Consider the following 25,183-nt stretch of genomic DNA (forward strand, 5'->3'; position numbering starts at 1 on the left):
ATCAAGGTATTAGCAACAGTGCCTGCGCTAACGTGACGGGTAAGATGTTTCTTCATTGTAAAAATATGGCGACGAAAAAGTAGTCGCATTGCAAGAAAAAAGAGTTGAGATCGCTGCGGGAAAGGGTTACATATAACGCAAAAATGCGAGCTGAGTCGCAAAATGCCGTGAAATAACACCGCACGGCGCGCCAAAAAGTGGCACGGCATCGGCAAGCACGGGGTCAGGTTAATGGCTTGCGGCAAAATTTACATTTAAATAACATTTGTGCGCGGCAGAGTCGGGAGTCAACGGCTATAACTTAGTAACCCTGTCAGGTAAAAGTGTTTCACCTTTTCAAACTAGGGATTTCATGTGGAGAGTATCCAACTTTCGGTAGTGCATCGCTTGCCGCAAAGTTATCGTTGGCTATCCGGTTTCACCGGCGTGAAGGTCGAACCGATTCCGTTTAACGGAATAGACGAAGATAACAACCTGATTGGGCTGAAGTTGCTCAGCCATGAAGGAGCCGAGGCCTGGCAGGTCATGCAACAGCTCAATCTGTCGTTGCAGGAGATTCAGGTCGACTGTGCGATCGTCGAATGGGAAGGGGAACCTTGCCTGTTCGTGCAGCGCAGCGACGAGAGCGCCACCATGTGCCGCCTGAAAAACGTCGGTGCCGCGATCGCCGAACCGCTCAGCGCGCAATACCCCTTCTGAATTCGCCGCTAATCCGCCAACTGCAGCAGTTGACGGGTATAGTCGGCCGCGGGCGCCGCGAAAATCGCCCGGCAGTCTCCCTGTTCAACCACTTCCCCCTGTCGCAGTACGATGACCTGGTGACATAGCGAACGCACCACCTGCAGGTCATGGCTGATGAACAGATATGCCAACCGATGGCGTTGCTGCAGCGATTTCAGCAGCGTCAGGATCTGCGCCTGCACCGATTTATCCAGTGAAGAGGTCGGCTCGTCGAGGATCAGCAGCTGCGGCTGCAGGATCAGCGCGCGCGCGATGGCGATGCGCTGGCGTTGGCCGCCGGAGAACTCGGTGGGATAGCGGTGGCGAAGCTGAGGATCCAGGCCGACTTCCCGCAACACCTCGATCACGCGTTGTTCCCGCTGCTCGGGGCTAAGTCGCTGGTGCACCTCCAGCCCCTCGGCGATGATCTGCTGCACGCTCAGGCGCGGATTCAGTGCGGAATAAGGATCCTGGAAGACGATTTGCATTCGGCTGCGGTAGGGCAGCATCTGTTTCATCGTGAGCGGGTGCAGCGGTTCGCCGTCGAACCAGATGGCGCCCTGCGAGGCCAGCAGACGCAATAGCGCAAGCCCGGTGGTGCTTTTACCCGAGCCGGATTCTCCTACCAGCCCGACGCTTTCCCCGGCGCGCAGCTCGAAACTCAATGATTTCAATGCATAATGATAATCCACCGTGCGGCGCAGCAGGCCACGCCGAATGGGGAAGCGCACCTGCAGATCTTCCACCTTGAGCAGCGGCCGCTCGTCACCGGAGCGCGCGTTGGCCGCGGCAGGCAACGGCAGCGGCTCACCGACGTCTTCGGCGGCCAGCAGCTGCTGCGTGTAGGGATGCTGCGGCCGGCTGAACAACTGCGCGCGGCCGTTTTGCTCTACGCAGCGCCCCTGGCGCATCACCGCCACGTTGTCCGCCAGGCGGCGCACGATATTCAGATTATGGGTGATGAACAGCAACCCCATGCCCATCTCTTGCTTCAGCTCTTGCAGCAGCGTCAGGATCTGCGCCTGGATAGTCACGTCGAGCGCGGTGGTGGGCTCGTCGGCGATCAGCAGTTTCGGGCGGGTCAACACCGCCATGGCGATCATCACCCGCTGGCGTTCGCCGCCGGACAGCTGATGCGGGTAATCCTGCAGCCGGCTCTTGGCCTGACGGATGCCGACGCGCTCCAGGCATTCGACGATCTCTGCGCGCGCGGCTTCGCGCCGCAGGCCGCGGTGCAGCATCAGCACTTCCGCCAGTTGCTTCTCGATGGTGTGCAGCGGATTGAGCGACACCATCGGTTCCTGAAAGATCATCGCGATCTGATTGCCGCGCACCTTGCGCAGTGCCGCTTCCGGCGCATGCAACAACGACTCGCCGTTGAACAGAATATCGCCGGCAGGGTAAACCACCGGCGGCGCGGGCAGCAGACGCAGTATCGACAGGGCGGTGACGCTTTTGCCGGAGCCGGATTCCCCTACCAGCGCCAGCGTTTCCGCCGGCGCTATTTGCAGCGAGAGTTCGTTGACCACCGGCGTGACGGTGTCGCCCTGGCGGAAGGCGATGCTGAGATCCTGAATAGCGAGCAAAGGAGTGGCCATATCAATGCGCCTTGCTGGGGTCAAAGGCGTCGCGCACCGCTTCGCCGATAAAGATTAATAACGACAGCAGCACTGCCAATACCAGGAAGGCGGTGATGCCGAGCCACGGCGCCTGCAGATTGTTTTTGCCTTGCAGCAGCAATTCGCCGAGCGACGGCGAGCCTATCGGCAGACCGAAACCGAGGAAATCGAGCGACGTCAGGGTGGTGATCGAGCCGCAGAGGATAAACGGCAGGAAGGTCAGCGTCGCCACCATGGCGTTGGGCAGCATATGGCGGGACATGATTACCCGATCCGGCACGCCCATGGCGAGCGCGGCGCGGATATAGTCAAAATTGCGGGTGCGCAGGAATTCGGCGCGCACCACGCCCACCAGGCTCATCCAGCCGAACAGGATGGTGATGCCGAGCAGCCACCAGAAATTGGGCTGGACGATGCTCGACAGCAGAATGATCAGAAACAGCGTCGGCATGCCCGACCACACTTCGATAAAGCGCTGCCCCCACAGATCGAAACGCCCGCCGTAATACCCCTGCGTCGCGCCGACGCACACGCCGATCAGGCTGGAAAACAGCGTCAGCGCCAGGCCGAAAAGCATCGAAATGCGAAAACCGTACAGCACCCGGGCCAGCACGTCGCCGCCGTTGCTGTCGGTGCCCAGCAGGTTGTGCCGCGAAGGCGGCGAAGGGAAGGGCACCTCGGTGGCGAAGTTGATGGTGTCGTAACTGAAGCGGATCGGTGCCCAGACCGCCCAGCCGTGCCGTTCGATCTGCCGCTGCACGAACGGATCCTGATAGTCGGCTTCGGTATTCAGTTCGCCGCCGAAGGTGGTTTCGCTGTAGCTAATCATAAACGGCAGGTACAACCGGCCTTCATAACGCACCAACAGCGGTTTGTCGTTGGCGATCAGATCGGCGGCCAGGCTCAGGGTGAATAGCACCAAAAAGATCCACAGCGACCAGTAGCCGCGGCGGTTGCGGCGAAAACGCGCCCAGCGCGCCTGGTTGATCGGGCTAAGGCGGCTCATTGGCGGGCCTCGAAGTCAATGCGCGGATCGACCAGGGTGTAGGTGATATCGCTGAGGATATTCAACAGCAGGCCGATCAGGGTGAAGATATACAGCGTGCCGAACATCACCGGGTAGTCGCGCTGCAGCGTGGCGTCGTAACCCAGCAGCCCCAGGCCGTTGAGCGAGAACATCACCTCAATCAGCAGTGAGCCGGTGAAGAACATGCTGATAAAGGTGGCTGGAAAACCGGCGATCACCAGCAGCATGGCGTTGCGGAACACGTGGCGGTACAAGATTTTTTTCTCGTCCAGCCCTTTGGCACGGGCGGTGATGACGTACTGTTTGCGGATCTCGTCGAGGAACGCGTTTTTGGTCAGCATGGTCAGGGTGGCGAAGCCGCCGATCACCGTCGCCAGCACCGGCAGGGTGATATGCCACAGATAGTCGGCGATCTTCGCCGGCCATGAGAGGGTGTCGAAGTTGCTCGATACCAGGCCGCGCAGCGGGAACCAGTCCAGGTAGCTGCCGCCGGCGAACAGCACGATCATCAGAATGGCGAACAGAAAAGCCGGAATGGCGTAGCCGATGATAATCAGCGTGCTGCTCCAGGTATCGAACGCGCTGCCGTTGTGGACGGCCTTGCGGATGCCGAGCGGGATCGACACCAGATAGATGATCAGCGTGCTCCAGAGGCCCAACGTGATGGAGACCGGCAGGCTCTGGCCGATCAGCTGCATCACCGAAGCGCCGCGAAACAGGCTGTCGCCGAAGTCGAAGCGCATATAGTTCCACAGCATGGTGAAGTAGCGCTCGTGCAGCGGTTTGTCGAAACCGTAACGTTGGGTGATCTCGGCGATCACCTCCGGATCCAGACCGCGCGAACCGCGATATTGGCCGTCGCCAGCCGCGATGCCCGTCCGGGCGTGGCCCAGGCCTTCGCCGACACCGCCGCTGCCAAACCCGCTGCCGTGCCCGAGCTCGATGGCGGCGATGGCCTGATCGACCGGACCGCCGGGGGCGATTTGCACGATAAAAAAGTTGATGGTGATGATCGCCCACAGCGTGGGGATCACCAATAACAGTCTGCGTATCAGATAGGCCGCCATTCCGACTCCTTATTGCCGCTGAGCCGGTAAGCGCGCCGCCTTGTTGACGTCGTACCACCAGTTGTCGAAGCCGATCGCATAGGCCGGGCGAATCGACGGCGTGGAGAATTTGTCCCAATAGGCGTAGCGGTCGTGGTTGGAGTACCACATCGGCAGCATGTAGTTGTTCCAGGTCAGCACCCGGTCCAGCGCGCGGCCGAGCGGCAAGAGGGCTTTTTCGTCGCCCTGATGGGCGGCGATTTGCCTGACCAGGCTGTCGACCGCCGGATCTTTGACGCCGGGGGTGTTATAGCTGGAATCAATGTACTGCGAATCCCACAGAATTTGCAGATCGGCGCTGGGGAACGGCATCGCCATATACACCGTCGACATCATGTCGAAATCGCGCTCGCGCATGCGGCGGGTGTACTGAGAGGCGTCAATCTCGCGGATTTGCATATCGATGCCCAACCGTTGCAGGTTGTGGCGGAACGGCAGCACGTACTGGAAGTTGCTGCCGCTCAGCAACATCAGTTCAAAGGTGAACGGCTGGCCGGTTTTGGCGTTGACCAGCTTTTGATTTTTGACCACCCAACCGGCTTCTTTCAGCAGTTGGGTCGCCTTCAGCAGGTTTTGTCGATCGTTGCCGCTACCGTCGGAGGAGGGCGGTTGGTAGATGCTGGTAAATACCTCCGGCGGTATCTGGCCCTTGAGCGGTGCCAGCAAGGCCAGTTCAGCGGCGTCCGGGTAGCCGCGGGCGGCGTAGGCGGTGTTTTGGAAATAGCTGTCGGCGCGCTGATAGGCGTTGTAATACAGCGCCTTGTTCATCCAGTTAAAATCGAAAGCCAGGCCGATCGCTTCCCGTATCCGACGATCGGCGAACAGCGGTTTTTGCAGATTGAACGCCAGCCAGCGGGTATTCTGCGCCGCCTGGTTGGTCTCGTCTTGCTTGATGATGTAGTTGCGCGCGAAGTTGCCGCCCTGATATTGGGTGGCCCAGCTTTTGGGCGACGGCTCGATGCGGAAATCGTAAGCGCCGGCCTTGAAGGCTTCCAGCGATACCTTATCGTCCAGGTAATAATCGTAACGAATGCTGTCGAAGTTGTAGCGGCCGCGGTTCACCGGCAGATTGGCGGCCCAGTAGTCGCGCACCCGCTGATAGATGATGTACTGGCCGAGGCGGTAATCGCCGATTTTATACGGGCCGCTGGCGAGCGGCGGGGTGCTGAGCGGTTCGTTGAGCTTATGGTTTTTCCAGAAGCTTTCCGGCAATACGCGCAGGCTGAGCAGACTGAGGATTTGCTCACGGTTCGCCTTAGGCAGCTCGATGCGCACCGTCAGCCGGGAAATGGCCTTGACCGTGACGCCTTTGTAATAGGAGCGAAACTGCGGCACGCCTTCGGCCATGAATTTATTGAAGGTAAAGGCCACGTCGGCGGCGGTGATCGGGCTGCCGTCCTGGAAGCGGGCGCGGGCGTTGATATCCAATTCCATCCAGCGCATGTCGGCCGGGAAACGGGCCGATTCGGCAATCAGCGGGTAATAGCTGCCGGGTTCGTCGTCGGAGTTGGTGAACAGCGTATCGTACAGCTCCATCGTGCGCTCGCCGGGCACGCCGCGGGTAGCGAAGCGGTTGAAGTTGTCGTAGGTGCCGATGGCCGCCAGCCGCACGTCGCCGCCCTTGGGCGCCGCCGGGTTGACGTAGTCGAAATGGCTGAAGTCGGTGGCGTATTTCGGTTCACCGAGAAGGGCGAAAGCGTAGCTTTCGTTGAGGGCTTCGGCCCGCAGACCGAAGCTCAGTGCCGAGAGCACCAGAGCAGCGAAAATGCGCACGGACATCAGACGGTAAGCTCCTGCTGTGGAATAAAGTACAGCCTGCGCCCAGCATAACATTCTTCGGGCGGGCGCAGGGTAAAGATGCTTAAAGATTAACTATTTTTTTCCTGATAATCAAAGACCTGACGAGCATTGCAGTAAGCGACGAAATCATCGATGCTCAGCGGCTTGCTGAAGTAGTACCCCTGCATGAAGTTGACGCCGTGCTCTTGCAGGAACTGCATCTGCTCGGCGGTTTCCACGCCCTCGGCCACTGTCAGCATTTTCAGCTTTTTCGCCAGCGAGATCACCGCATCCAGCACCGGCGCGGTGACCGTATCCTGGCCGATGGTGTTGACGAAGCCACGGTCAATCTTCAGATAATCCATGGTGAAGCGCTCAAGATAGATCAACGCGCTGTGCCCGGTGCCAAAATCGTCCACTGCGATCTCGATGCCCTGTTTGTGCAGCCAGTCAAACTCCGCCAGCGCGCTCTCTTCTTCCACCATGCCGCGTTCGGTGATTTCAAACACCAGCGTAAAGTAATCGCCCGGCAGCTGCGTCAACAGTTCATACACGTCCTGGTGGAACGACGGCGCGCTGAGGTGGGCGGGGGAAATGTTGAGGCCAACTTTACCTCCCCGTGGCAGCGCTTTGGCGAGCTGTGGCACATCTTCGGCGATCAGCCTGAACAGGTGGCGGGTAAGCGGCACGATCAGCCCGTTGCTTTCGGCGTAGGGGATAAAGACATCGGGCGGAATACGGCCCTCGATCGGATGCTGCCAGCGGATCAGCGCTTCCAGCCCGCCGATGCTGTTGCTGTCGGTGTGGAACACCGGCTGGTATTCGATAAAGAACTCGTTGCGCTTGATGCCACGCAGCAGCGCGCGTTCCGGGCTTTGCCGCAGCAGCAGCATGTAGTAGCAGAGTACGCCGGTCATCAATGACAGCACCAAGCTGCCCAGCAGCGTCAGGCGAATGTCGTTGGGGGTCAGTTTCTCGTTGTAGAACAGGATGGTCAGCGGCAGATTGGGCAGCGTCAGGTTATCCGCCTTGCCCTTCGGCAGCTGATTGACCGGCATCAGGTTCGGGCTGAAAGTGGTCAGCGCGCGGTTGCCCATCACGATGGCGATGCCCGGCGCCTGTTCGTCGTGCGAGGTGAACAGCAGGTAGGGCATCAGATCGATGTCCAGCGTAGCGAGGATGCCGGTGGCCTTTTCGCCGGGATGCCGCAGCCAAACCGCAACCGCCGGTTTGTTTGGCACCATCGGCGTACCCTGCTGCAGCTTGAGATCCAGAGGCAGATCCCAGTCGATATCCTGGTAGATATTTTTCATCGGCAACATCATGTCGCCCGTGGCGGAGGAGCAATAGGCGTAACCGTCCTTCACCAACAGGAAGGTGCGCACGCCGCTGGTAAAGGCCGCCTGGTAGGTAATGTCCGACTGGCTGGAGAGGCAAGGCTTGTCCAGCAGCGGCATCATTTGCCGCATCACCGCCGTCAGATGCGAGATATAACCCAGCGTGAACTTTTGCGTGCGCGCTTCGACCTTATGTTGATATTGCGTGCGCTGGTGATTGATCAAAGAAAGCGTGACCGCGGTGAATAGCGTAAAAAATACCAGGGCGGCGACACCGCTTTTGGCCAGGCTGCGTTGTCGGTGAGACACGCTGCGGGCGAAAGCTCTTTTCAAGCCCATAACCGAGCCCTCTGCAACAGGGCGTCAGGCGTGTCGCGCAGCCAGTTAATGGATTGTGCCAGCGGCTTTTTTTTCATTTTTGCCTTTTTATCCCGTACCAACCGGCGGCGCCGTTTAAATATGCGGCGTCGCCGACAGAAATATCATGCGCATAATATCAGCGGAAACGTTTTAAATAACGCCGGGGCGCCGTTGCCGTCATCTGACGATAATAGGCGAGTTTTTCCTCGACGGCGCGATTTCCTGCCAACAGTTTATCAAAATAACGACGTGCGGCAGTGTTAAGTGGGGAACGGTGACGATAAGGCAGGGATCAATCTTGATGATACCCGTTCGACAGCCCAAAAAAAACGCCGCCCGTGGGCGGCGCTTATCGCTCGTTTGGTATTCAGGATCTTCAGGGCGTTGCGCCGTCAGCCGTTGGTCAGCACCCGGCGCGCTTCTCGATAACGTTTATTCCAATAGTTATCGGTCAGCTTGGAAATCATGACCCCACTGCTGGTGGAGGCGTGAACGAACTGATCGTTGCCTAAATAGATGCCGACATGGCGCCCGGTAGAACCGGCGCGGAACAGCACCAAATCGCCGGCGCGCAGCTTGGTGCGCTGGATTTTCTTGCCGAGATCTTCCTGTTCATAGGTTGAACGCGGTAAATCCATGCCGAACTGTTCGCGGAAGGTGCGCTGCACAAACGCCGAGCAATCGATGCCGCGCTTGGTGTCACCGCCTAAGCGGTAGCGAACGCCTTTCCAGTCCGCGTACTGATCCATAATCTTTGACTTGACGTCAACGTTGCGGACCATCGCTTCGAATTCATCCTGAGAGGCTTGCAGTAAAAGACCGTCTTTGTCATTAACTGCACGCATCTCAGTTTGTGCGTTATTCAAGTTCGAAGTGTGAGTCGAGCTGCACGCTGACAGCATAACCGCAGCGGCAATTGCAGGGACTACCCGCAAAAAATATCTCAGAAACGGTTGAGATTTGACCATTGTTGTTGTTTTCCCTTGAAGTCCTTAACGACGAAAGTCGCTACCTGAAAAATGCCAAACGAAACGAGCCTAGTCCGCACCTGTTGCATCGACAACCAGTTACCGTTGAAAACGTGCGAGAACGCACATTTTTATCGGATTTCATACTGATTCGACTTAAACCAGGCACAAACGCATCTGAGATTACCGGAACCAATAGGGGATTGCGAGCCTTTTTCCCGTCTTTTTTATATGAATTTGTGATGTAACATAATGTAAATCTTCATATAAAAAACGCCAATTGTCCGATGTATGAATCTGGCGTGAAATCAGGTTGCAAAAGCGTTAACGAACGGCGGGGAAATTTTTGCGCGCGGCGAGGGGGAGAGGACGGGAGGCGGGCGCCTCCCGGAATGAGTCATAGACACAAATTATGGTTGGCCGGGGCGGTGCTTGCCGGGCAACAGGCGATTCAACCGATCGACGATCCAGTCGCTGCAAGGCGTCATCAGCACCCAGCTGGCGCCAACCAGCACTACGGACAATGAGCCGACGGCGATATCGGTAAACCAGTGGGCGCCAATCATCACGCGCGGCAATGAGAAGACCACCGTAATCAGCAGGGCGACGGCGAAGGCGCCGCGGCCGAAATAGCGCAGCATAAAGCAGGAAAAAATAATCAGCATCATGCCGTGGTCGCCGGGGAAGCTGTCGCCAGAAGCGTCCTTGGTGGGGATGCCGGTCAGCTCGCTGACGCGATGGATATTGTCAAAGGTCAGGGTGGGGCTTGGATGTTTCACCGGCAGCAGGTGGCCAAGCTGGTTCAGCACCACGGCGGTCAGCAGCATCACCACGCCGGTGATCACCAGGCGGCGGCGGCCGGCGGCGTCCTGCTTCAGATAAAAGTACAGATACAGCAGCCCCATGGCGAGCAGCGAGATCGCGTCGAACGCGCGGTTGTTGGTGATGGCGACCAGATGCAAAAACGCCGGGTCGGTGGCCAGATGGCGGTTAAAGAAGAAGAAGATCGCCGAATCCAGGGTAAACCAGCCGCCGTGATTGGCCGGCAGGAACCAGGACAGAAACAGCGCAACGCCCAGTAAATTGAAGAAGAGAATGAAGGGTAAATTGCGGCGTGTCATGACATAACCTGTTGGAAAAATGAAAACGAAATAAAACCCGGCTACCCTGCGGCAACCGGGGGGCAACGGTACGGGGTCTAACTTAAACGAATCTTAAACAAGGCGGATTGCAGGGCATTCCAATCGGCATTTTCGCTGTGGATAAGCTCAATTCGGCTGTCGAGCGGCGCGACCGGGCGGGTTTCGATGTTGAGATCCTGCCCCTGACGATTGATCAGCAATGTGCCTTCGGGGATGCGCACCACGCCTTTGGCGCGTTCGACCGGCGCGAGTCGCACCCATTCCATGAAACCGACGGTGTCGAACCGGGTATCGCCGTCAAAAATCCAGCCGCAGCTGGTGAAGCCTTGCCCTTCATTCAACGCTCGCCGCCAGCGGGCGTGCTCCGGCAGCCGCAGCGCCGCCAGCCCCTGCTTTTTCGCCTGACCATGATGATGCTGTGCGTCCGGCAATTCTGTACGATTCGTGCGCGGAAGTGACAACAGCGCGACATCCGTTTCGCCTTGCGCGATGGCGTAGCAGGGCCGCTGCAGCGGGTCTTGCGCCCTCCAGGCCTCCAGCGCCCGCCTGTCTTCCGGCTGATAGGTGTCGCTTTTGCTGGCCAAAATAACGTCGGCCGCGGCCAGCTGATCGCGGAAGTTTTCGTTGTCGCGGTAGCGGGGCTGGCTGAGCTGGCGGGCATCCAGCAGGCACAGGGTGGCCTGCAGATCGATCCAGCCGGCATAACTCTCCTGGGTCAGCAGCGACAGGATTTGTTTCGGATGCCCGAGCCCGGTCGGCTCGATCAGCAGCCGGTCCGGTTTGGCCTGCTGCAACAGCATATTCAAGCCCACCTGCATCGGCAGGCCGTTGACGCAGCACATGCAGCCACCGGGGATCTCTTTGAGCACCGCGCCGCTGTCCGCCAGCAGCGCGCCGTCGATGCCAATCTCGCCGAATTCATTGACCAATACCGCCCAGCGTTCATGTTCGGGTTTATGAGCCAGCAAATGGCGGATAGTGGTGGTTTTACCGCTGCCGAGGAAACCGGTAATCAAATTGGTTTTGGTCATTAATCATTCCTGGCGCAAAAATTAACCTGCTTAATAAATGAGTTACGCAGCCGTATCGGTGAAACGACCGCGATTTAATTTGTGCTCTATCTCGCAAATTTTGCACGTCACCCTGCGCTTTTCAACCGATAAAATCCACCTTTCTTTGCAAGAAAATTCTTAGATAAAACCCTGTATTAGATACGGTTAACTTTTGTTAGTAGCTTGTTTTTACATTGTTAATGACGCGATTAACGATCAAATCCTGTCCCTTTCCTTGCGATTATTCCTAACAAGATCCTCTATGGTTAAATTGGCTTAACTAAAAATGAGGTTGCCATGAATGCCTTTCGGTTATTTTTGATCGTAGGAATGTTGTTTTCATGGACGGCAGTGAGTCATGCAGGCGTGGCCGGTGGGGTAATTCGCTTCGTCGGTTCTATCGTTGAAAGTCCTTGCACGGTCAAGATTGCAGATTCTAAGGCGAATACGCAATGTTACCGCAACGGCCAGCGTTATCAGGCCCAGCAAGCGTTGTCAGGTTTTGATGCTACACGCAAAGAACTTCCGCTAAATCTAGGCACAACCGAAATGAAGTGGGTGGACCAACAGAAGAAACTCGCTGTTATGACGGTCGTTTATCGTTAAGTCGTTCCGCCATGCCGGCGTAACGTTACGCCGGCATGGTTATTCTCGGCCCTGCAGGCTCCTCACCGCATCACCCACTCCTTCACCGTTTCACGCGCGCCGCGATCGCGCAGCGATAAATAGGCTTGCGTCACCGCGTCGGTAAATGCCGCATGCGCCGCCAGCGCTTCGCCGAATACCGATTTCAACGCCAACAGCGCCGCTACGCGCCGCCGATCGTCCGGCGTTGCGGCGATCGTCTGCTTCAGCACGTCTGCCAGCGGATCGCGAATGTCGATCGGCTCACCGGCGTCATCGACGCCGCCGACGTAACGCATCCAGCCCGCCACGCCCAGCGCCAGCCCGCTATAGTCGCCACCGTGCCGCAGATGCCAGCGCACGGCGTCCAGCAGGCGCTGCGGCAGCTTTTGCGTGCCGTCCATGGCGATCTGCCAGGTGAGGTGTTGCAGCGCCGGATTGCTGAAGCGCGCGATGAGCTGCGCGGCGTAGTCGGGCAGGCTGATGCCGGTGACGCTCAGCGTCGGCGCCTGTTCGTCCAGCATCAACCGCAGGGCGGCGCGGCGGTAGTGCTCATCCGCCATGCACTCGTTGATATAGCGGTAGCCGCCCAGGTAGCCTAAGTAAGCCAGGAACGAGTGGCTGCCGTTCAGCATGCGCAGTTTCATGTGTTCAAACGGCAGCACATCGCTGACCAACTGGGCGCCGGCCAGCTCCCACGCCGGGCGTCCGGCGGTGAAGTTGTCTTCCACTACCCATTGAATGAAGGGCTCACAGGCGATGGCGCATTCGTCGCGCACGCCGCCCAGCGCGGCGGCGATCTCATCCAGCGTGGCCGGCGTGGCGGCCGGCACGATGCGATCCACCATGGTGCAGGGGAAGGTGGCGGCGGTGGCGATCCAGTCGGCGAGCGACGGATCCCGCGCCTGCGCCAGATCGAGCACCGCCCGGCGCAACACGTGGCCGTTCTCCGGAATATTGTCGCAGGAAAGCAGGGAGAAGGCGGGCAGGCCGCGTTCGCGCCGCAACCGCAGCGCTTCCACCAAAATGCCGGGCGCGGTCTGCGGCTGATGCGGCCACGCCAGATCGGCGACGATCCCCGAATGCTGTCGATCCAACCGTCCGCTGCCGGGTTCGATGCAGTAGCCTTTTTCGGTGATGGTCATCGAGACGATCGCCACCTGCGGTTCGGCCAGCTTCTCCAGCACCGCGGCGATGCCCTCCAGCTTGCGGTGCAGGCTCTCATGCACCGCGCCGACCACGATGGCCTGATGGCCGTCCGCGCCTTTCTCCAGCACGCTGTACAGATGATCCTGTTGCCGCAGCGCCTCAAACAGCGGCACGCCGCCGGAAAGACTGATCTCGCAAATGCCCCAGTCGCCGCCGTGGGCGTTCAGCACCCGATCGGTCAGCAGCGCCTGATGCGCGCGGTGGAACGCGCCGAAGCCAAGGTGCACGATGCGGCTGCGCAGGGCCCGGCGGTCATAGCCCGGCTGCCGGACGGCGCCGGGCAGCGGGGTGTTGGCGATCGTTTTCATCTCATCTCCAAAGCGTGTAAGACAGCTGGCGGGCCACTTGCGCCAAGTTAGCAGACCAGTTTTCTGCCACATAGACAGGGTGGCGCCGGCGATAAAAAACTGCGACCAGTGTAAGGATGTCGGCCGGTTAAAGGAATTGGTCAGCCCAAAATAAGCCAGAAGCGTGAAGTGGATCAACCAATGAGGGGTTCGGTTTTGACAGCGCGTGGCGAAAGAGTAAGTTAAAGATAACTGACATCTAAATTAAACTGGTATAACAGCATTGCGGTGCGAGACAGGCATAAGGACAATACATGGAACAAACATGGCGTTGGTATGGCCCGAACGATCCGGTTTCTTTGGACGACGTGCGTCAGGCCGGGGCGACCGGGGTGGTGACGGCGCTGCATCATATCGCGAACGGCGAAGTCTGGCCGATCGATGAGATCCGCGCGCGCCAGACGTTACTGGCGGAAAAAGGACTGGTGTGGTCGGTGGTCGAGAGCGTGCCGGTGCATGAGGAAATCAAAACTCACAGCGGTGACTGGCAGCGGCATATCGCCCATTACCAGCAGACGCTGCGCAACCTGGCGGCCTGCGGCATCGATACCGTCTGCTACAACTTCATGCCGATCCTCGACTGGACGCGCACCGATCTGGCCTATTCGCTGCCGGACGGCGCCAAAGCGCTGCGTTTCGATCAGATCGCCTTCGCCGCGTTCGAGCTGCATATCCTGCAGCGCGCCGGCGCCGAGGCCGACTATACGCCGCAAGAGCGCAGTCAGGCGGCAGCCTATTTCGCCGCCATGAGCGAGGAGGAGAAAGCCACGCTGACGGGCAATATCATCGCCGGGCTGCCTGGGGCGGAAGAAGGTTATACGCTGGAGCAGTTCCGCCGCCGCCTGGCGGAATACGACGGCATCGACAAGGCGCAGCTGCGCGAAAACATGGCGGCCTTTCTGCGCGCCATCGTGCCGGTGGCGGAAGAGGCCGGCATCCGGCTGGCGGTGCATCCCGACGATCCGCCGCGGCCGATCCTCGGCCTGCCGCGCATCGTCTCCACGATTGAAGACATGCAGTGGCTGAAGCAGACCGTCGACAGCATTCATAACGGCTTCACCCTGTGCACCGGTTCCTACGGCGTGCGCGCCGACAACGATCTGGTGCGGATGATTGAAACCTTCGGCGATCGCATTCACTTTACCCACCTGCGCGCCACCTGCCGCGAGGAGAACCCGAAAAGCTTCCACGAGGGGGCGCATCTGCAGGGCGATGTGGACATGGTGGCGGTGATCGAAGCGATCCTGACCGAAGAACTGCGTCGGCAGCGGGCGGGCGATCGGCGGCCGATCCCGATGCGCCCCGATCATGGGCATCAGATGCTGGACGATTTGAAAAAGAAAACCAATCCGGGCTATTCGGCCATCGGGCGGTTGAAAGGGCTGGCGGAGCTGCGCGGCGTCGAGCTGGCGCTCAAGCGGCGCTTTTTCCCGGAATTGCCGTAGCGGAAAATGAAACGGGGCCGAGCATCGGCCCCGCTGGCGCGACTAGTCGGCGCGGCTCATGTAGCGGCGTTCGGCGATATGAATGCGGATCTTGTCGCCGGCGCTGAGGTATTCCGGCACATGGATCACCAGACCGGTCGCCATGGTGGCCGGTTTGTTGCGGGCGCTGGCGGAAGCGCCTTTGATGCCCGGCGCGGTCTCGACGATTTCCATATCCACGGTCTGCGGCAGCTCCAGCGCCAGCACCTGGCCATCCAGCGTCAGCACCTGCATGCCCGGCAGGCCGCCTTCCGGAATGAACAGCAGCTCGTCTTCGATCTGGTCTTTCTTGAAGATGTACGGCGTGTAATCTTCGTCATCCATGAACACGTATTCTTCGCCGTCGATATAGGAGAAGTTCACCTTGCGGCGCGACAGGGAAATGGTGTCCAGGATATCGTCGCCCTTGAAGCGTTCTTCCACTTTCAGGCCGGTGCGCACGTCGGAGAAGCGCATTTTGTACAGGGTGCTGGCGCCGCGGGCGCTCGGGCTCTGCACGTCGATATCTTTTACCAGCAGCAGCTTGCCGTTGTAGCTGATCGCCATGCCGCGCTTAATTTCGTTAGCTCTTGCCATTTCAATTCATCCGCAATGAAGAGTATTAGAGAAGTTGCGACAAGGTACTCGCGCCGCCGATTTCAGGCAATAGCCCGGCGTAAAAACAGTGCGGGAAAGGGAGGGCGGCCGCCCTCCCGTCGGGGATTAGTGGAAGACCGGCAGCAGGCCGAACAGCGACAGAATATGCGCGGCGGCGTTGATCAACCCGAACAGGATGACGAACAGGATCACGCCGTTGCCGCCCGGCGCGCGGTAACCGGCCTGCGGATAGCGGCGGCGGCTGGCGCGCGCCATCAGCGCCGGCACGATCACCGCCCAGACGGTGGCCGCCAGCCCGGCGAAGCCGATGGCGTACAGGAAACCGTTCGGGAACAGCAGCGCGGCCAGGGTCGGCGGCACAAAGGTCACCAGCGCGGTCTTGCTGCGCCCGACGGCGTCGTCCTTGAACTTGCAGAAGTCCGCCAGGTAGTCGAACAGGCCCAGCGACACGCCGAGGAACGAGCTGGCCAGCGCCATATAGGAGAAGGCGTTCAGCAGTTGGCTGACGGTTTGGCTGCTGGAGACGTTGCCCATTTGCTTGAGCAGGCTGCCGATATTGCCGCCCTCGGCGATCACCTGCTTAAAGGCGTCGCGCGCGATATTGCCCTGAATCACATACTGCCACAGGATGTAGATAGCCAATGCCAGCAGGGTGCCGTACACCAGGCTGCGCACCACGGAGCCGCTGTCCTTGTGGTAGTACTTCACCAGCCCGGGAATGTTGCCGTGGTAGCCGAACGAGGTCAGCAGGTAAGGCAACGCCGCCAGGGCGTAAGGCAGATAGCTGGCCTGGCTATCGCCGGTGTTGAACAGCACCGCGGGCTGCACGTGGGTAAACATGTCGCCCACCGACATCACGAAGGTGATCACCATACCGCCGATCAGAATGGTGCTCAGGCGGTCGACCGCGCGGGTGGAGAGCCAGACGATAAACGCCACGACCAGCGCGAACACCAGGCCGGCGGTGGTCTGGCCGACGCCGACGATGCCCTCCAGCGTGTGCGCGATGATCGAGCCGCCGGCGGAGATATAGGCGTAGGTCAGGATGTACAGCACGAACGCCACCGACAGGCCGTTCACGGCGTTCCAGCCTTTGCCCAGCAGATCCTTGACCATGGTGTTGAAGCTGGCGCCGCTCGGGTAGTGCAGCGTGGCTTCGAGGATCATCAGGCCGGAAAGCAGCATGCAGGCCCAGGTATACACCAGCAGCGCGACGGAGCCGCTGAACCAGACACCGGAAGTGACGATCGGAATGGAAAACATGCCGGCGCCAACGGCGGTTCCGGCAATGATCATCGCGCCGCCGAGGACGGAAGGGCGGGCCAGCTTCTGGATGGTGTCCGTAGACATGCGTGCTCCTGAGGGAAGAGGTTCTTTTGTACTAGCTCAATGGTACGTGTGTGTATGGCGCATGTAAAGCGTGGGAATTGCACGCTTCACGCGTTTTTGTCTTTAAATTGCGGCTTTTTGGGCGTTTATTCGCCATGCGGTGAATCGGCCGGGGTAAGAGGGTTGCGGGACGAGTGTAAAGATCGCCAAGGCGCAGGGATTCTGCTGGCGGCCACCGCGCGCGGCTGCTATTGTCGCGCTTCTTTTCCCCAGCCCGCCAGGAGTAGCGCTGATGGACTGTCGCAGCGACTGCGGCGCCTGCTGTATCGCGCCGTCAATATCCAGCCCGATCCCCGGCATGCCGAACGGCAAGCCCGCCAATACCCGCTGCATTCATCTGGATGAACGGCTGCGCTGCGGCCTGTTTCATTCGCCGTTGCGGCCGAAGGTGTGCGGCAGCCTGCAGCCGAGCCGCGACATGTGCCACGATCACCGCGATCAGGCGCTGATTTATCTCGCCAGGCTGGAAGCGGACACCGCGCCTTAAGCGTCTTTCAACCGCCACAGACACAGCGTCGCGCCTGCCGCCATCGCCAGCGCGGCGTAAAACACCGCATGGTAGCTCCAGATTTCCGCCACCGCGCCGGCGAGGGCGCCGGCGATGATCCAACCCACCCGAATGGTATTGGTGAACAGCGTGGTGGCCGTGCCGGCCTGACCGGGCATCAAATCCTGGAAATAGAGCATGCCTATCCCCGCCAGCACGCCGATAAACGCCGCATTCAGCAGCTGCAGAGCGATGAGTTGCCCACTGCCGGTGATAAGCAGCAGACCAGCGTAGAACAGCACGCCGGCGGCCGCCGCCACGCGCATCAGGAAACGCTTGCCGCAGCGTTTCGCCGCCAGCCCGGCGAGCAGCATGATGGGGATCTCCAGCCCGGCGGCGGCGCCCATCAATATCCCGGCCAGCCGCTCCGGCAGCCGCAGTTCGTGCACTACATACAGCGGCATAGTGATCAGGTACATGCTGTTGGCGGTCCACATCAGGGTGCAGGCGGCGAACAGCAGCAGCGCATCGCGGCGATGCTGCCGCGGCGCGGCCAGCGGGGCGCCCGTCGCCACGGCTTTCGGCATCGAAGGCAACCGCTGCCACACCAGCAGGCCGCACAACACAAAGGCCGCCGCGCCCGCCAGATACAGGGTCTTGAAGCCGAATCCCAGCGCCAGCGCGAAGGCGATCGGCGGGCCGATTACCCAGGCGAGCGAGACCTGGGCGCGCATGATAGAGGTGAACATCACCGCCTCGCGCCCGGTGCGATCGGCGTGTTCGCGCGCCAGCGCGAACATTTGCGGGTTAGCGGTGGAGCCGAAGCTGGTGAGCAGCACGCCGACGAGCAGCAGCAGGTAATAGTTGCGGCTCCAGGCGAACAGGGTGAACCCCAACGCGCCCAGCATGCAGCAGAGGAAGATCAGTGATTTGCGGTCGCCTTTTTTATCCGAACGGCCGGCGAGAAACTGGCTGACCAGAATGCCGATCACCGCGCTGCCGGTAAAGAACAACCCAACCAGCGCCGGCCGCACCTTGACTTCGGTTTCCAGAAACAGGCTCAGCGTCGGGGTTTGCAACGCGCCGGCGATACCGGTCAGGAAGGCCACCGCCAAAAAGGCCAGTGAAGTGAGATCGGGCGTGCGTCGCGTTACTGCGGATGAAGTCGGCATGGCGGTTGATAATTCGTCGAAAAAGGGAGGTCGCGCGCATCATACGCCCGTTGAAAAGAAACGCAAACCGCTATCCCTCGGCGCAGAGTCAGCGACTCTGTCGCGCGGCGACGAGGAAAACAGGGGCGCGCCGCGCCCCCTTGCTTGCCGGTAAATCAGGCGCCTTGCGGCACCGCGTGTGCGGTATTTTTCAGCGCCGGCCCCTGATATTTCTCGATCTGCAGCTGCGCCATCTGCCCGCAGTTGCCCTGCGCCAGGCTGGAAGAGCCGATGTCGAAGGTCAGGCAGTTGACGTTGCCGTTCTTGCACAGCGAGCCGGGCTGCGCCGGATCGGCCGGATCGAACCAGGCGCCTTCGCTGATGCGCACCACGCCGGGCCGCACGTCTTCGCTGACCACCGCCCCCACCAGGATCTGGCCGCGATCGTTAAACGCCCGCACCAGATCGCCGCCGGTGATGCCGCGCGGCTGCGCGTCCTGCGGGTGGATCAGGATCGCCTCACGATCCGCCACCGCGTATTTCTTGCGCAGCGGCGTATTGTCGAGCTGGGAATGCAGCCGATTGGTCGGGTGCGCGGTATTGAGCGACAGCGGATACTTGGCCGCTTCCGGCCCGCGATACCACTCGTGCGGCGGCATCCAGGTCGGGATGCCGGGGCAATCCGCATAATGCATTTTGGCGATGGCGTCGGAGTAGATTTCGATCTTGCCCGACGGCGTGCCCAGCGGGTTAAGCAGCGGGTTGTCGCGATAGTCGGCAAAGCGCACCCACTGCTTATTGGCCTCCGGCACCGGGAAACGCACGTAGTTGTTGGATTGCCAGAACATGTCGAACGGCGGCAGCGCCACCCGCGCGGCGCGCGCCTGGTTTTTCATGTCGTCGTACATGCCTTTCAGCCACTGGGTTTCGTCCTTGCCTTCGGTAAAGGCTTCCTGCACGCCCAGCCTGGCCGCCATCGCCGAGAAGATGTCGAAGTCGCTGCGCGATTCGTGCTGCGGCGGCACGCATTGATGCATCGGGAACACGTAGAGCTGCGAATAGTCGCCGCCCATTTCCAGATCGTTGCGCTCGTAGCTGGTGGTGGCCGGCAGCACGATATCGGCATGCTTGGCGGTGGCGGTCCAGTAAGGCTCGTTGACCACGATGGTGTCCGGCCGCTGCCAGGCTTTGACCAGGTTATTGGTGTCCTGATGCTGGTGGAAGGTGTTGCCGCCCGCCACATACACCATTTTCACCTCGGGGTAGGTGACCTTGGCGCCGTTGAAGTCGATGGTTTTGCCCGGATTGCTCAGGCATTCGGCGATGCGCGCCACCGGGATCGGCGCCGGCGAGTTCTTCGGCGCATTGCCGGCGGAGATGCCGGCGATGATGCCGCCCTTGGCGGTCGGGCTGCCGCCGGACGAATAGTGGTAGCTGAAGCCGAAGCCGCCGCCCGGCAGGCCGATTTGGCCGAGCATCGCCGCCACCGTCACCAACAGCCAGTGCTGCTGTTCGCCGTGGTGCTGACGCTGAATGCCCCAGCCGCCCATGATCATGGTGCGGCTCTTCGCCATCTCGCGCGCCAACGCGCGCAGCGTGTCGGCATCGACGCCGCTGATGTCGGCCGCCCATTCGGCGGTTTTCGCCACGCCGTCGTTCTCGCCCAGCAGGTAGGCCTGGAACTTGTCGAAGCCGACGGTATAGGTTTTCAGGAAGTCCGGGTTATGCAGCTTCTCGGTCAGCAGCGTGTGGGCGATGCCGATCAGCATGGCGCCGTCGGTGTAAGGGCGCGGGGCGATCCACTGCGCATTGACGAACTTGGCGCTGTCATTGTGCACTGGATCGATGCTGATCACCCGGGTGCCTTTCTTCTTCAGCGCTTCGAAGCCGGTCTGGCCGACGTGATCCGGCACGTTCCAACTGTTCTTCAGCGTGACCATCGGGTTGCAGCCCCACAGGATCACCAACTCGCTGTTCTCGATCACGTTCGGCCAGGCGGTCTGCTGTTCGTAGACCTCCATCGAACCGACCACGTGCGACATGATCACCTGCGCCGCGCCGGTGGAGTAGTCGCCGGCGTAGCCGAGGAAACCACCGGTCAGGTTCATCAGGCGCTGCAGCAGCGTGCGGCTGTTGTGCAGCATGCCGACGCTTTTCCAGCCGTAGGAACCGGCGTAGATCGACTGCGGGCCGTGATCTTTCTGCAGGCGAACGATCTCATTGCACACCAGCTCGGTCGCTTTGTCCCAGCTGACGCGCACCCACTCATCGCGGCCGCGCAGCTCGGTGCGGCTGCCGGGGCCGCCTTCCAGCCAGCTTTTGCGCACCATCGGATATTTGATGCGGTTCTCGGCGTGCACCTGATAAGGCGCCATGGTGATCAGCTCATTGGGATACGGATCGTCCTGCACCGGCTGCACGCCGACCATCTTGCCGTCCTGCACGATGGCCTCAAACGCGCCCCAGTGGGCGCCGGTCAGGATGCCTTTTTGCGCCTGACGCAAGACGATGAACTGCGGCAGCGCTTCGCTGATGGCCTGCGCCAGTGCCGCTTTGGGCCATAAGCCCGCCAGCAGCGGGGCGGCGGTCAGCGCGGCGGCGCCGGTCAGGAAGCGGCGGCGGCTCATTTTTAACGGTTGTTGGTTGCTCATTGCGCTTCTCCCTTAAAGCTTGGCCGGTGCGGCAGGTGGCATGTCGCTGGCGTGTTTTTGTACGTATTGCGTCAGCACGCGCAGCTGTTCCTGCGTCAGCGAGGTGCGCGGCGCCATGCCTTTGATGACGCCGATCCATTGGTTGGCGTTGAAGCGATCGAGCGCGGTCAGCCCGTGGCAGCCGGTGCAGTTGGCCGACATCATGTCCGCGGCGTAACGCCAGATTTTTTGCTGATCGTCGATCAGCTGCTTGCGCGGCAGCCACACCTGCAAAGAAACCTGATGCCAGACCAGGCCGGTTTCCGCATCGGTCTGAGTCGACGCGGTCTTCAGCTGTTGGCGCGCGTCCTCACCCAGCAGCACGCTGAGGATGCGCTTGCCCTGCGCGGCGTAAAACACTTCGCTGACGCCGTCTTGCTGCCAGCCGCTCACGGTGGCCAGCACCTTGTCGCCCTCCTGTTTCACCACCTGCACTTCGGTGGACGGCATCAGGTTGCCGGCGTTATGGCTGTCGTCCGCGCCGAGGAAGAACGGTTCGGTGGCGATGGTGTAGAGGGTGGTGGCGCCCGGGGCGGTCAACGCCGCGGCCTTCGCCAGCTCGGCGGCGCCGGCCTGGGTTTCGCCGCTCATGTCCGGCAGGATGTGGGCCACGCCCTTGTGGCAGTCGATGCAGGTTTCGCCCTGTTTGATCGCCACCGGGTGTTGCAGGCGCGCCTCAGGGCGCTGGGCGGTGATGTCCATGGCGTCGTAGCTGTGGCAGGAACGGCAGGTGGCCGAGTCGTTCTCTTTCAGCGTTTTCCAGACCGACTGCGCCATCGCCAGCTTGTGCGCTTCGTATTTTTCCGGCGTATCGATGGTGCCGACCATCTCGCCGTAAATGTCTTTCACCGCGCGGATCTTGGTCCACAGGTAGTCGATCGGCTGGTGCGGCACGTGGCAGTCGGCGCACTCGGCGCGGATGCCCTTGGTGTTTTGGAAGTGGACGCTGCCCTGATATTCGGCCAGCGGCTGTTGCATGGTGTGGCAGGAAACGCAGAAGGTGGTATCGCTGGTTTTATGGAAGACGGTGGCGGTCCCGGCCAACAGCGCCGCGCCGAGGATAATCCCCAGCAGCAAAAGCCATAGCCATCCCCACCGGCGCTTTTTTTCAAAGCCAGTCAGTTTTTTGCTCATGGTAAACCCGCTTATAATTATGAATTTAAAATAAAATCTTGCCAAAAGGCCACCGACCGGAGGTCAGAATGCCACGTCGATTGCAGGGGTAATGATAGAAGAGGGTTAACCCTATAGGGTTATCCGTAGTCAAAAAAATGGCATATATCGCAAAAAATAGCGTTATATTCTATTTTGTATAGCGGTGGGCGGCGCAGCGCGCGCTCGCGATGGGTCAGGCCGTGGGCAGATAGGCCTGGCCGCTCAGCCACAGGCGGATCGCCGTGCGGCTGGCTTCGAAATGGGGTTCCGGCAGGGCGTCCGGCGCGCACCAGCGCCATTCGGCGCATTTCTCGGGCTCTTTCAGCTCGGCGTTGCCGCCGGGGTGATCCACCTGCAGGCAGATAGACACGGTGTGTTTGCCTTCGGCGCGCCAGGTTTGCAGATTGTTGCTGACGCCAACGAAGCGCGGCGGATCGATAAGCAACCCGGTTTCTTCGGCGATTTCGCGCTGGGCGCACTGCTCGAAGGTTTCACCGGCATCCAGATGCCCGCCGGGGATCGACCAAAAGGGCGCGTGGGAGCCGCAGCGTTTACCCAACAAAATCTCGCCTTGAGGGTTGACGATGATCACCCCGACGCCCGTCACTACGTTCATGCTTTTCTCCGTCAGCAAAGTTTCAGCACAGTATGTCATTTTGCTCCGGCGCTGACCAATGAGCCGATGAAAGTGTGCGTAAGCTCAAAAATCTGCAATGGCGAAAGGGAGAAAGCTTGCTTTCGTCTTGTGCAGCTCACACACTCCTTGAAACGTTTCAGCGTTGTCCGGCCGCTTGTGGCGAACGGGTAACGCTCCTTTTTCTCAATAAAGCTGAAACGATTCAATTCAGCAGGAGAGGAGAATCATGTTCCAGTTGTCACCGCAAGACATTCATCTGGGCGCCGTTGCCGACGGTAAGCAAGAGGCCATCCGCCTGGTGGCCGCCGCCCTGACCGACGCCGGCTGCGTCAGCGCCGGTTACGTGGACGGCATGCTGCAGCGCGAACTGCAGACGTCCACCTATCTGGGTAACGGCATCGCCATTCCGCACGGCACCACCGATACTCGCGATCTGGTGTTGAAAACCGGCGTGCAGGTGTTCCAGTTCCCGCAGGGCATTGCGTGGGGCGAAGGCCAGACCGCCTATGTGGCGATCGGCATCGCCGCCCGCTCCGACGAGCATTTGGCGCTGCTGCGCCAGCTCACTCACGTCCTGAGCGATGACAGCGTGGCGGAGCGGCTGGCGCAAACCACCTCTGCGGAGGAACTGCGCAGCCTGCTGATGGGCGAACAGCAGAGCGCCGAATTCCAGTTCGACGTCTCGCTGATTGCGCTCGACGTCGCCGCCGACAGCCTGATGACGCTGCAGGCGCTGAACGCCGGCCGGCTGCAAAAGGCCGGCGCGGTCAACGCGCAGTTCGTCAGTGATGTCATCACCCGCAAGCCGCTGAACCTGGGGCAGGGCATCTGGCTGAGCGACAGCGTCGAAGGCAACCTGGCCAGCGCGGCCACCGTCAGCCGCCCGGCGCAGGCTTTCGTGGAAGACGGCGAGCCGGTGGCGCTGCTGCTGACGGTGTCGGTCGCCGACGCGCAGCCGCTGGCGGTGCTCAACTACCTCAGCGATCTGCTGCTGGCCAGTAAAGCTGAACGTTTGCTGAAGGCGGATGCCGCCGGGGTGCTGGCGCTGCTGACCAGTGAAGTGGCTGAGGAAAGCAGCGTGCTGAGCGCCGAATTCGTGATCCGCAACGAGCATGGTCTGCACGCGCGGCCGGGCACGGCGCTGGTCAACGTGATCAAAAGTTTCAACAGTGACATCACCGTCACCAACCTGGACGGCAGCGGCAAGCCGGCCAACGGACGCAGTCTGATGAAGGTGGTGGCGCTGGGCGTGAAGAAAGGGCATCACCTGCGCTTTACCGCCAATGGAGAAGATGCTGAAGCCGCGCTGAAGGCGATAGGCGAAGCGATTAATGAAGGACTGGGCGAGGGCGCAGCATGAGCAGAAGAGTAGCAACGATCACCCTGAACCCGGCGTACGATCTGGTGGGTTTCTGCCCGCAGATCGAGCGCGGGGAAGTCAACCGGGTAAAAACCGCCGGCCTGCACGCCGCCGGTAAGGGCATCAACGTCGCCAAGGTGTTGAAGGATTTGGGCATCGACGTCACCGTCGGCGGCTTCCTGGGCAAAGACAATCAGGACGGTTTCCAGCTGCTGTTCAGCGATCTGGGGATCGCCAACCGCTTTCAGGTGGTGCCGGGGCGCACCCGCATCAACGTCAAGCTGACGGAAAAAGACGGCGAAGTGACCGATTTCAACTTCTCCGGCTTCGAAGTGACGCCGCAGGACTGGGATCGCTTCGTCAGCGACTCGCTGAGCTGGCTGGGCCAATTTGACATGGTGGCGGTGAGCGGCAGCCTGCCGGCCGGCGTCGATCCCGACGCCTTTACCGACTGGATGACCCAGCTGCGCGCCAAGTGCCCGTGCATCATTTTCGACAGCAGCCGCGAAGCGCTGGTCGCCGGGCTGAAGGCCTCGCCGTGGCTGGTCAAACCGAACCGCCGCGAGCTGGAAATCTGGGCCGGTCGCCCGCTGCCGACGCTGGCGGACGTGGTCGAGGCCGCGCATGCGCTGCGCGAGCAGGGCATCGCCCACGTGGTTATCTCCCTTGGCGCGGAAGGCGCGCTGTGGGTTAACGCATCCGGCGCCTGGATCGCCAAACCGCCGTCCTGTGAGGTGGTCAGCACCGTGGGCGCCGGCGATTCGATGGTAGGCGGTCTGATTTACGGCCTGCTGATGCGCGAATCCAGCGAACACACTCTGCGTCTGGCCACGGCGGTAGCGGCGCTGGCGGTCAGCCAGAGCAACGTCGGCGTGACCGATCGTCCCCAGTTGGCCGCGATGATGGCGCGCGTCGATCTGAAACCTTTCAATCAATAGCAGGA

At 60.6% G+C, this 25,183-nt stretch carries 21 protein-coding genes; 6 read left to right on the forward strand and 15 right to left on the reverse strand.

The genetic code is table 11. From position 1 onward, the window contains the following. Positions 1-354: 354 nt before the first annotated feature. On the forward strand, positions 355-699 hold the full coding sequence (locus tag ACMGGK_RS06990; RefSeq protein WP_004935763.1) for a YejG family protein: 345 nt from the start codon (positions 355-357) through the stop codon (positions 697-699). Positions 700-707: 8 nt separating this feature from the next. Here the strand turns inward: ACMGGK_RS06990 and yejF are convergent, their stop codons facing one another. From yejF to ACMGGK_RS07030, 8 genes are all read right to left on the reverse strand, one after another. Beyond that, positions 708-2,318 carry a microcin C ABC transporter ATP-binding protein YejF gene (gene yejF, locus ACMGGK_RS06995; protein ID WP_016926971.1) on the reverse strand — a complete coding sequence of 537 codons (1,611 nt, stop codon included), beginning with the start codon at positions 2,316-2,318 and terminating at the stop codon, positions 708-710. A 1-nt stretch (position 2,319) separates the two neighbouring features. Further along, entirely contained in the window at positions 2,320-3,345 is a 1,026-nt protein-coding gene (locus ACMGGK_RS07000) for an ABC transporter permease (protein ID WP_420276774.1), read from the reverse strand. After that, positions 3,342-4,433, reverse strand: a complete 1,092-nt coding sequence (locus ACMGGK_RS07005) for a microcin C ABC transporter permease YejB (protein WP_164053371.1) — start codon at positions 4,431-4,433, stop codon at positions 3,342-3,344. The genes ACMGGK_RS07000 and ACMGGK_RS07005 overlap by 4 nt, the downstream gene beginning before the upstream one ends. Before the next feature lie 9 nt (positions 4,434-4,442). Then, complete coding sequence (locus tag ACMGGK_RS07010; protein WP_016926974.1) at positions 4,443-6,251, reverse strand: extracellular solute-binding protein; 1,809 nt, start codon at positions 6,249-6,251, stop codon at positions 4,443-4,445. 89 nt (positions 6,252-6,340) lie between these two features. Continuing rightward, complete coding sequence (locus tag ACMGGK_RS07015; protein WP_420276775.1) at positions 6,341-7,927, reverse strand: cyclic di-GMP phosphodiesterase; 1,587 nt, start codon at positions 7,925-7,927, stop codon at positions 6,341-6,343. A 413-nt stretch (positions 7,928-8,340) separates the two neighbouring features. Further along, positions 8,341-8,916 (reverse strand): bifunctional murein DD-endopeptidase/murein LD-carboxypeptidase, encoded by a 576-nt coding sequence (gene mepS / locus ACMGGK_RS07020; protein WP_025303553.1) that lies wholly within the window; start codon positions 8,914-8,916, stop codon positions 8,341-8,343. Between the two features lie 410 nt (positions 8,917-9,326). Then, positions 9,327-10,037, reverse strand: coding sequence for a phosphatase PAP2 family protein (locus ACMGGK_RS07025; protein WP_049300473.1), 711 nt, complete (start codon positions 10,035-10,037; stop codon positions 9,327-9,329). Positions 10,038-10,114: 77 nt separating this feature from the next. Continuing rightward, complete coding sequence (locus tag ACMGGK_RS07030) at positions 10,115-11,089, reverse strand: CobW family GTP-binding protein (RefSeq protein WP_049300474.1); 975 nt, start codon at positions 11,087-11,089, stop codon at positions 10,115-10,117. 318 nt (positions 11,090-11,407) lie between these two features. Here ACMGGK_RS07030 and ACMGGK_RS07035 point away from each other — a divergent pair, with 318 nt between their 5' ends. Further along, on the forward strand, positions 11,408-11,716 hold the full coding sequence (locus ACMGGK_RS07035; RefSeq protein WP_016926977.1) for a type 1 fimbrial protein: 309 nt from the start codon (positions 11,408-11,410) through the stop codon (positions 11,714-11,716). Between the two features lie 62 nt (positions 11,717-11,778). On the opposite strand, the gene ACMGGK_RS07040 is transcribed toward ACMGGK_RS07035, so the two are convergent. Beyond that, the gene (locus ACMGGK_RS07040; RefSeq protein ID WP_049300475.1) at positions 11,779-13,251 is read right to left on the reverse strand and encodes a mannitol dehydrogenase family protein; all 1,473 of its coding nucleotides are present in this window, start codon (positions 13,249-13,251) and stop codon (positions 11,779-11,781) included. Between the two features lie 293 nt (positions 13,252-13,544). Between ACMGGK_RS07040 and uxuA the strand changes: the two genes are divergently transcribed. Further along, positions 13,545-14,735 carry a mannonate dehydratase gene (gene uxuA / locus ACMGGK_RS07045; protein WP_049300476.1) on the forward strand — a complete coding sequence of 397 codons (1,191 nt, stop codon included), beginning with the start codon at positions 13,545-13,547 and terminating at the stop codon, positions 14,733-14,735. Between the two features lie 42 nt (positions 14,736-14,777). Here uxuA and yeiP read toward each other — a convergent pair whose 3' ends face one another. Further along, positions 14,778-15,350 (reverse strand): elongation factor P-like protein YeiP, encoded by a 573-nt coding sequence (gene yeiP / locus ACMGGK_RS07050; protein WP_004935725.1) that lies wholly within the window; start codon positions 15,348-15,350, stop codon positions 14,778-14,780. Positions 15,351-15,476: 126 nt separating this feature from the next. After that, positions 15,477-16,721 carry a tryptophan permease gene (mtr, locus tag ACMGGK_RS07055; protein ID WP_420276776.1) on the reverse strand — a complete coding sequence of 415 codons (1,245 nt, stop codon included), beginning with the start codon at positions 16,719-16,721 and terminating at the stop codon, positions 15,477-15,479. A gap of 271 nt (positions 16,722-16,992) precedes the next feature. On the opposite strand from mtr, the gene ACMGGK_RS07060 reads away from it, so the two are divergent. Next, positions 16,993-17,247 (forward strand): YkgJ family cysteine cluster protein, encoded by a 255-nt coding sequence (locus ACMGGK_RS07060; protein WP_015378527.1) that lies wholly within the window; start codon positions 16,993-16,995, stop codon positions 17,245-17,247. Here ACMGGK_RS07060 and ACMGGK_RS07065 read toward each other — a convergent pair. From ACMGGK_RS07065 to ACMGGK_RS07080, 4 genes are all read right to left on the reverse strand, one after another. Beyond that, a complete protein-coding gene (locus ACMGGK_RS07065; RefSeq protein WP_016926982.1) occupies positions 17,244-18,419 on the reverse strand; it encodes a sugar efflux transporter in 1,176 nt (391 codons plus the stop codon). The genes ACMGGK_RS07060 and ACMGGK_RS07065 overlap by 4 nt on opposite strands. 155 nt (positions 18,420-18,574) lie before the next feature. Further along, positions 18,575-21,049 carry a trimethylamine-N-oxide reductase TorA gene (torA, locus tag ACMGGK_RS07070; protein ID WP_016926983.1) on the reverse strand — a complete coding sequence of 825 codons (2,475 nt, stop codon included), beginning with the start codon at positions 21,047-21,049 and terminating at the stop codon, positions 18,575-18,577. 12 nt (positions 21,050-21,061) lie between these two features. Further along, positions 21,062-22,222: a NapC/NirT family cytochrome c gene (locus ACMGGK_RS07075; protein WP_016926984.1), complete on the reverse strand. Its 1,161-nt coding sequence runs from the start codon at positions 22,220-22,222 to the stop codon at positions 21,062-21,064. A gap of 214 nt (positions 22,223-22,436) precedes the next feature. Continuing rightward, the gene (locus tag ACMGGK_RS07080) at positions 22,437-22,859 is read right to left on the reverse strand and encodes a nucleotide triphosphate diphosphatase NUDT15 (RefSeq protein WP_016926985.1); all 423 of its coding nucleotides are present in this window, start codon (positions 22,857-22,859) and stop codon (positions 22,437-22,439) included. A gap of 247 nt (positions 22,860-23,106) precedes the next feature. Between ACMGGK_RS07080 and fruB the strand changes: the two genes are divergently transcribed. After that, positions 23,107-24,240, forward strand: a complete 1,134-nt coding sequence (gene fruB, locus ACMGGK_RS07085; protein ID WP_033639846.1) for a fused PTS fructose transporter subunit IIA/HPr protein — start codon at positions 23,107-23,109, stop codon at positions 24,238-24,240. After that, positions 24,237-25,178 (forward strand): 1-phosphofructokinase, encoded by a 942-nt coding sequence (gene fruK, locus ACMGGK_RS07090; protein ID WP_015378523.1) that lies wholly within the window; start codon positions 24,237-24,239, stop codon positions 25,176-25,178. Before fruB ends, fruK begins: the two co-directional genes overlap by 4 nt. The last annotated feature ends 5 nt before the right edge of the window (positions 25,179-25,183 follow it).

Source organism: Serratia sp. BNK-33-b (genome assembly GCF_048684565.1).
Lineage (GTDB): Bacteria > Pseudomonadota > Gammaproteobacteria > Enterobacterales > Enterobacteriaceae > Serratia > Serratia marcescens.

Bases quoted from the DNA above. Each gene is read 5' to 3' on its own strand.
- yejF (WP_016926971.1), bottom strand. From the start codon at position 2,318: ATGGCCACTCCTTTGCTCGCTATTCAGGATCTCAGCATCGCCTTCCGC.
- ACMGGK_RS07000 (WP_420276774.1), bottom strand. From the start codon at position 3,345: ATGAGCCGCCTTAGCCCGATCAACCAGGCGCGCTGGGCGCGTTTTCGC.
- ACMGGK_RS07005 (WP_164053371.1), bottom strand. From the start codon at position 4,433: ATGGCGGCCTATCTGATACGCAGACTGTTATTGGTGATCCCCACGCTG.
- ACMGGK_RS07010 (WP_016926974.1), bottom strand. From the start codon at position 6,251: ATGTCCGTGCGCATTTTCGCTGCTCTGGTGCTCTCGGCACTGAGCTTC.
- ACMGGK_RS07015 (WP_420276775.1), bottom strand. From the start codon at position 7,927: ATGGGCTTGAAAAGAGCTTTCGCCCGCAGCGTGTCTCACCGACAACGC.
- mepS (WP_025303553.1), bottom strand. From the start codon at position 8,916: ATGGTCAAATCTCAACCGTTTCTGAGATATTTTTTGCGGGTAGTCCCT.
- ACMGGK_RS07025 (WP_049300473.1), bottom strand. From the start codon at position 10,037: ATGACACGCCGCAATTTACCCTTCATTCTCTTCTTCAATTTACTGGGC.
- ACMGGK_RS07030 (WP_049300474.1), bottom strand. From the start codon at position 11,089: ATGACCAAAACCAATTTGATTACCGGTTTCCTCGGCAGCGGTAAAACC.
- ACMGGK_RS07035 (WP_016926977.1), top strand. From the start codon at position 11,408: ATGAATGCCTTTCGGTTATTTTTGATCGTAGGAATGTTGTTTTCATGG.
- ACMGGK_RS07040 (WP_049300475.1), bottom strand. From the start codon at position 13,251: ATGAAAACGATCGCCAACACCCCGCTGCCCGGCGCCGTCCGGCAGCCG.
- uxuA (WP_049300476.1), top strand. From the start codon at position 13,545: ATGGAACAAACATGGCGTTGGTATGGCCCGAACGATCCGGTTTCTTTG.
- yeiP (WP_004935725.1), bottom strand. From the start codon at position 15,350: ATGGCAAGAGCTAACGAAATTAAGCGCGGCATGGCGATCAGCTACAAC.
- mtr (WP_420276776.1), bottom strand. From the start codon at position 16,721: ATGTCTACGGACACCATCCAGAAGCTGGCCCGCCCTTCCGTCCTCGGC.
- ACMGGK_RS07060 (WP_015378527.1), top strand. From the start codon at position 16,993: ATGGACTGTCGCAGCGACTGCGGCGCCTGCTGTATCGCGCCGTCAATA.
- ACMGGK_RS07065 (WP_016926982.1), bottom strand. From the start codon at position 18,419: ATGCCGACTTCATCCGCAGTAACGCGACGCACGCCCGATCTCACTTCA.
- torA (WP_016926983.1), bottom strand. From the start codon at position 21,049: ATGAGCAACCAACAACCGTTAAAAATGAGCCGCCGCCGCTTCCTGACC.
- ACMGGK_RS07075 (WP_016926984.1), bottom strand. From the start codon at position 22,222: ATGAGCAAAAAACTGACTGGCTTTGAAAAAAAGCGCCGGTGGGGATGG.
- ACMGGK_RS07080 (WP_016926985.1), bottom strand. From the start codon at position 22,859: ATGAACGTAGTGACGGGCGTCGGGGTGATCATCGTCAACCCTCAAGGC.
- fruB (WP_033639846.1), top strand. From the start codon at position 23,107: ATGTTCCAGTTGTCACCGCAAGACATTCATCTGGGCGCCGTTGCCGAC.
- fruK (WP_015378523.1), top strand. From the start codon at position 24,237: ATGAGCAGAAGAGTAGCAACGATCACCCTGAACCCGGCGTACGATCTG.